This is a genomic window from Saprospiraceae bacterium, assembly GCA_026129545.1.
In the GTDB taxonomy this organism is placed as follows: Bacteria; Bacteroidota; Bacteroidia; order Chitinophagales; family Saprospiraceae; genus M3007.
The window spans coordinates 533,024-539,241 of the sequence record JAHCHX010000003.1; the positions used below are offsets into that span (position 1 = coordinate 533,024).

The following is a 6,218-nucleotide window of genomic DNA, read 5'->3' on the forward strand; positions in this document are numbered from 1 at the left end:
GCCTTTGTTGATCTCCTCTCACCGACACGCGCCCGCAACCAGCCTCACATCGTGGGCGGATTGTAATCGTCCTCGTCAAAAAAGACATTGACCTGCTGCACGCCGGGAGTCTGGCGGAGAGCGCGTACCATCTCCTCTGTTTTTCGCGCATCGCGGAGCGTGATGTGGTAGTTGCTCTCTGTGAGGTCTTCGAGTCCGATGTTTTTCAAACTGACCAATTTCAGACTTCGGCAAAAACGGGCGAGGGGTTGCGAAAGGTCATTTTGCTCGGACGAGTGGTGAATGATTTGCAATAAAAAATGTCTCCGGCGGGGCGCGCCAAAATGCGTGAACGTGAGCGCAATCACCACCAAACCTGCCATCAAAGTACCCGAAATGGCTACCGCGCTTAGCCCTACCCCACAGGCCATGCCGAGCGCGAGCGACAAGAAGATGAACACCAAGTCCATCGTGTCGCGGATGGCGGTGCGAAAGCGTATGATGGACATGGCACCCACCAGCCCAAAAGCCCGCGCAATGTTGTTGCCGATTACCATGACCACAATAGCCGCTATAATGCTCAAGAGCACCAACGAATTGACGAACGTGACCGAGTAGGACGGCCCCCTGTATGTGAGCCGATACACTATCGAGAGCAGCAGCCCGCAAATCAGCGACACCAACAGATTGGCCAACACGTCGGTGGACGAGGTGGGGAACACGGACAGGTTTTGATATACTTCAATCATCGTTTAGGACGAGGGAGGCGATTTGCGATTTACGATTTGCGATTTACGATTTGCGATTTACGATTTGCGATTTGCGATTTGCGATTTACGATTTGCGATTTGCGATTTACGATTTACGATTTGCGATTTACGATTTGCGATTTGCGATTTGCGATTTACGATTTGCGATTTACGATTTACGATTTACGATTTGCGATTTGCGATTTGCGATTTACGATTTTGCGATTTTGCGATTTACGATTTGCGATTTGCGATTTTACAAAAATGCGCTTTTGGCGAAAGCATCGTTGAAGCGACTGGGCTTGATGAATGGGTTGGCGTTGATAGCTCCCACATATTTGGAGGCCGGTTCCTTGCGCAGTTGAAAATCCTCCAACATGGGTTTTATCCAAGCAGGGCAATAGCGGTTGAATTTTACTTCCATGATGAAAAAGCCGGGAAAGGCAAACTGTGTCCCCGATTCGTGAAACAACTTTTCCACCGAGGGATAGGCAACGCTGCGCAGGTGCAAATCGAACGTAAGCCGGAAGTCGTTTTCCGGGTTGAAATGAATGCCGAGGTATGGCTCACGCTCGTAAATCACATTCACTACTGGGCGCAGGTTGCGGCTCAAAATCTGGTAAAAAAAACGGCGGGCATTGTCCGGGTCGCTCAGCACATCGTGAAGCCCATCGAGCGGCTGCCTTTTGAATAGCTGCAACACGGCTCGGTAAGGCGCTTCGCAACGGTTTTTCAGGATGGGGCTTTCGTACTTGCGCTTTATTTCCATGAAAACACGACTCGACGCATCGCCCCGGTTGTAGCCCCGCAGCCGCACTTTCATGCGGTGGGCCACGCCATCCACTTTGGTGTGGTACATCTCAAAACCCGGCGTGTCGAAGTAAATGCTGCGCACCGTGTACCGCCCATCCGGCTGCATGGCGGCAAAGCCATCGGGACGCAGAAAAGGCAACACCGCGCCACGCAGCGACTCGTATTGCTCGACCGGGACTAAGTATTTGAATTCGTAACGCATCTTACCATTTGAATTTCAATATCCGCCGCAGATACGCTCGCTGATTGATTTTTCCGAAATCAACGCGGCACAACGCGGAGACACCCGTGCTCAATCGGGTCTGAAGACTGTCAGGCTTTACAATGGCCGTCAGGACGGAGACTTGCCGATTGTCGAGCACCTCCACTCTGTTTCCCTTATAAAGCAGCTGAGCCGTGTAGCTGCGCTGCGTCTGCACGTCGGTCACGGTGAGCGTGGCCTGAGCATTGAGATAGGGCAAATACTCGGTCTTCACGGGGATTTGCACCACATATTCGCCCGCCTCCTCCACGATGAGCTGCTCGTCGGGGGGCAGGTTCACCGGCACTACCCAACCGGAAAAAGGCGAGCGCAACACAAAGGCCAAGCCTTTCCGGCGCAGTATGTCCAAACGATTGCGCAGGCCGCGCAATTGCGCCTGCGTGACCCCCACTTGCTCGACCTTGATGCCCGTTCGCATATTTTCCAGATACTGACGGGCTATTTCGACCTGTATTCGGGCCAAATTATAGGCGTTTTCCGCCTCTTGATATTCGATGAACGCGATGAGTTGTTGTTCCCAAAGCGGTTTTTTTATGTTGAATATCTTCTCTTTCTGCACCAAGTCTTGCTCGGCAAAATGCAGGCGTCTTTCGGCCTCCTCCACAATAGGCGGCTTTTCGCCGGTGGTATCGGATTGCAGCTGCGCCCCGTACAGGGCGAGTTGCGCCTCTATTTGCTGAATTTCCTCGCTTTGCCGAATGGAATACATCCGCACGACGGTGTCGCCGGCGGCGATGAATCGTTGGGGAGGCAGGTCGAAACGCAAGCCCGCGATGTCGCCTTGGTCAAATTGGTAGGCATCAATCTGGTGGGTCGCTCCGATGCGATGGTCGCGGACGATAGAAGTGATGCGCCCCGTGCGGTCTTGCAGCACTACCCACTCGCGGGCGGGATGGACACGCCCGATGCTCTCCGCCGTGAAGGGGATTTCGATAGGCAGCCAAAGCGCGGCCATTAAAACGCCGATAATGATTAACCCGCCAAGCAGCCGTTTCAAATCGCTGAAAGATGTGGTTGAAAAGTTAGGAAACAGAGGAGCCTTGCCGCGCCTTTTCGCTTGCCAACACCGCTGCCAACGTTGGGTTCAGATGCTCGACTGAATGACAGCGCGCAATCACATTGAACACCGGCGGCAGCCCGCGCTACGATACGAGGTTTGCGGTTGGAGGGTTGCGGCAAGGCAGCCCCATAGCGAACGCAAGGTTACGGAGGAGATTGGCAATACTCGAATAACAAGCGCACGAAATCCTTCACCTACTTCTTTACACTTATCGAACGGGTAGGCCGTTGGCCTGCTTTCAGGAAATAAATCCCGTCGGGCAAGACCGTCAAATCAAGCGTGAGAGAGGTGCTCGATGCGTCGGCATCCGAAAAAAACACCTGCTTGCCTGTCGCGTCAGTCACTCTGAGCAGCCCCAATGGCTGGTCGGAACGGAGGGTGACATGGCCGGAGGTGGGGTTGGGGAAAATGCGCAGCGAGGCATCCGGGTATGGTTCAGCCGTGCCGACGGTCAGCGAGTTGGGCGCATTGAAGGTGCGCGGCATGAAAGTAAAATCGCCCGTGCCGTTGGGGTATCGTCCGAAGGTGGTGTCCACCTTTTGCGGGCCAAAAGAAAGGCTGTCAATCACGCCCCCCGCCCCATTGGAGAGCATGAGAAACTCGCCTTCGCCGCTGATTTTAAAATTGGCGTGCAAAGGGCCTTGGGCTTGGTCTTCGTCGCACCAGATGATGAGAAACCCGTTGGGCGCGATGGTGGTGCCTGCTGGGAAGGGCCATTTGGTGGGGTTGTCAGCCTTGTCGGTAAGATATACGCCATCGAGACTGATAGGGATAGAAGTGTTGTTGTAAAGTTCGAGCCAGTCATCGTGCTGCCCGGCCTCGTCCGTTTCGGCATTTTGGTTGAGCGCCAAAAATTCATTGATGACCACGTCGCCTGCTTGCAGGGAAACAGCAGGGGGAGCCAGTCGCGCGAAATCAAAATCCACCCGCTTGATGCGCAGGTCGTGTTGCGCGGCCACGCTCCATGCGAACAAGCAGGCCAGATAAAAAACGAGGACAAATCTCATGGCAAACCAATTTTTTGTCGCCCACAGCAAGGAGGGCCAAGTCAAACTATATGAAGAGTTGCTGCGGCGAACCTACTCATTTGACTTGGAAACACAATTTTTTCATGCCACTTGTGCCAAAATTTTCCATAACATACCGCAGGAAAGCGGTTCTTTGCCCACACTATGTTTTCCGCATTTTCCGACACGAATTTTATGCGACAAGCCCTCGCCGAGGCGCAAAAGGCGCTTGAAGCCGACGAGGTGCCAGTGGGCGCGGTCATCGTGTGCGACAACCGCATCATCGCTCGCGCCCACAACCAAACCGAGATGCTGACCGACGTGACCGCTCACGCCGAGATATTGGCCATCACTGCCGCCGCCAGCCATTTGGGAAGCAAATACCTGCCCGATTGCACGCTTTTCGTCACTTTGGAACCCTGCGTGATGTGCGCCGGCGCACTGGCTTGGGCGCAAATTGGCCGCATCGTGTACGGCGCTTCCGACGACAAGCGCGGCTTCATGCTGCACGGGGGCAAGAGTCTCCTGCACCCCAAAACACGTTTGGAGATGGGTATTTTGGAGGAGGAGTGCGCGACGTTGGTAAGGGATTTTTTTCGGAAAAAGCGTGGGTGAAAAAAGGGGTTCTGGCTGCACTTTTCTTTGTCCTGTTTGTAAACATCCACACCACCACTTCCCTCCTATTTTTTCATAAAAATCTCCCCCGTGCAACATCTTTGCTGATGGGTGGTCTTTCACCCAGTTTTTCACCAAACATAATGTTGAGTCATGAAACATCTCTCCTTCCTACATGTCGGCAGCGTGTCCATGCTGCTCCTTTTTTCCTGCGCGACACTTTCAGCACAAGAACGAACGGCTCCTAAGGATGCCTACCTCTTCGTCAACAAGGCAAACAAATCAGGGTATCAATTCACGCACCAAGACTTCAAAACACAGCGCAGCCCTTGCAAAGTGTTCATCGGCGTGGGAACCAGCACGGTGGCGGGCGGCCTGAAGGTGGATTACACCGTGGACGACACACCGGCCAGCATCGCCGGCGTTCTGCCCGGCGATGTGATAACGGCTTTGGATGGCACGCCCGTCAGCACTCAATCGGAACTCGTGCGCGAGCGCGACAAGCACCTGCAAGGCGAGGCGTTCACCCTGACGCTCCTCCGCGACGGGAAGGAGATGCGCATCAACGCTCGCTTCAAAGAGTGCAGCCAAGAGGAGCTCGAAGCGGCGCGTCTGCACCAAGAATTGTTGGATGTCAGGATGGCCGAAATGGAAGAGCGGATGGAGGAGATGCGTGCGCGCATGGCCGAGCAATTCGCCAAGATGGAAGTGAAGGAGCGCCCGATTCTGGGGGTGTATGAAGACACGGATGTGAGCAGGCAGGGCATGGTCGTCAAAAGCGTCATTCGAGGCAAGGGCGCCGAGGCGGCGGGGCTTCGGGGCGGCGACGTAGTCGTGAACGTGGGTGGGAAGCCAGTGACGGGCGGTGGCACCTTGCGCACGGCCTTGGCCGCTTACCAGCCCGGCGACCGCGTCACGGTGGTTTTTTTGCGCGATGGCGACACTATCCAAACTGAACTGACCCTCAGCGGCGACCGCAGCTACTACAGCTTCAAGACGGAGCGCGACCCTTGCAAGGTGTTCATCGGCATCTACACCAGCGACCACGCCATTGACGGACGCGGCGCACGGGTGACGGGCGTGATTGACGACACGCCTGCCAAAGAGGGCGGCGTGCAACCCGGTGATGTGATTCTGGCGCTCGACGGTCAGCCCGTCAACTCGCATACCGAACTGCTCCGCGAACGCGACAAACGCCAACCCGGCGACGCTTTTCGTCTGACGGTGCTGCGCGACGGTTCGACGTTCGACATTGACGCGACGTTCAAATCTTGCACCACTCCCACCGCTCAGCCTAAAGAGGAAAAAGTGGAGGTTTTGGTCGAGGATGTCAAGGCGGATGACAACAAAGGCGTCTCCACACAGTCGCCCCTGCTCGAATCGGCCACCTTGGAGGCATATCCCAACCCGACGGTGGGGCCGCTCAATATCCGCTTCGATGCAGAAGCCGTTCCGACGACACTGCGTATCATGGATGCCTCTGGCAAGGTGGTGTACGACCGCGCACTCAACCAATTCAGCGGTTCTTTCAATGAGCGCATCAATTTGTTTGGCAACACGCCCGGCATTTATGTGCTGACCGCGCAACAAGGCTCCAAGGTCATTTCCAAAAAAATCGTCTTGATGCCGCAGGCGTGAGGATGGGTTTGGGGGTTTGAAGGTTTCGGTTTTTGGGGGGGGGGGGGTTTTTTTTTTTTTTTTTAAAATTAAAAACAAAAAAGGACCCCCCCCAC

The 6,218-nt window shown here is 54.9% G+C and carries 6 protein-coding genes; 2 read left to right on the forward strand and 4 right to left on the reverse strand.

The genetic code is table 11. From position 1 onward, the window contains the following. Window positions 1-44: 44 nt before the first annotated feature. The 4 genes from KIS77_20130 to KIS77_20145 all read right to left on the reverse strand — a co-directional run bounded on the left by KIS77_20130 (window position 45) and on the right by KIS77_20145 (window position 3,870). Window positions 45-728 (reverse strand): DUF4956 domain-containing protein, encoded by a 684-nt coding sequence (locus KIS77_20130; protein MCW5924638.1) that lies wholly within the window; start codon window positions 726-728, stop codon window positions 45-47. A gap of 256 nt (window positions 729-984) precedes the next feature. Continuing rightward, the gene (locus tag KIS77_20135) at window positions 985-1,743 is read right to left on the reverse strand and encodes a polyphosphate polymerase domain-containing protein (protein MCW5924639.1); all 759 of its coding nucleotides are present in this window, start codon (window positions 1,741-1,743) and stop codon (window positions 985-987) included. A gap of 1 nt (window position 1,744) precedes the next feature. Continuing rightward, window positions 1,745-2,800 carry a hypothetical protein gene (locus KIS77_20140; GenBank protein MCW5924640.1) on the reverse strand — a complete coding sequence of 352 codons (1,056 nt, stop codon included), beginning with the start codon at window positions 2,798-2,800 and terminating at the stop codon, window positions 1,745-1,747. A gap of 257 nt (window positions 2,801-3,057) precedes the next feature. Then, entirely contained in the window at window positions 3,058-3,870 is an 813-nt protein-coding gene (locus KIS77_20145) for a lamin tail domain-containing protein (GenBank protein MCW5924641.1), read from the reverse strand. Window positions 3,871-4,035: 165 nt separating this feature from the next. Between KIS77_20145 and KIS77_20150 the strand changes: the two genes are divergently transcribed. Then, a complete protein-coding gene (locus tag KIS77_20150) occupies window positions 4,036-4,485 on the forward strand; it encodes a nucleoside deaminase (GenBank protein MCW5924642.1) in 450 nt (149 codons plus the stop codon). Window positions 4,486-4,638: 153 nt separating this feature from the next. Next, on the forward strand, window positions 4,639-6,123 hold the full coding sequence (locus KIS77_20155; GenBank protein MCW5924643.1) for a PDZ domain-containing protein: 1,485 nt from the start codon (window positions 4,639-4,641) through the stop codon (window positions 6,121-6,123). Window positions 6,124-6,218: the final 95 nt, after the last annotated feature.

Bases quoted from the DNA above. Each gene is read 5' to 3' on its own strand.
- KIS77_20130 (MCW5924638.1), bottom strand. From the start codon at position 728: ATGATTGAAGTATATCAAAACCTGTCCGTGTTCCCCACCTCGTCCACC.
- KIS77_20145 (MCW5924641.1), bottom strand. From the start codon at position 3,870: ATGAGATTTGTCCTCGTTTTTTATCTGGCCTGCTTGTTCGCATGGAGC.
- KIS77_20150 (MCW5924642.1), top strand. From the start codon at position 4,036: ATGTTTTCCGCATTTTCCGACACGAATTTTATGCGACAAGCCCTCGCC.
- KIS77_20135 (MCW5924639.1), bottom strand. From the start codon at position 1,743: ATGCGTTACGAATTCAAATACTTAGTCCCGGTCGAGCAATACGAGTCG.
- KIS77_20155 (MCW5924643.1), top strand. From the start codon at position 4,639: ATGAAACATCTCTCCTTCCTACATGTCGGCAGCGTGTCCATGCTGCTC.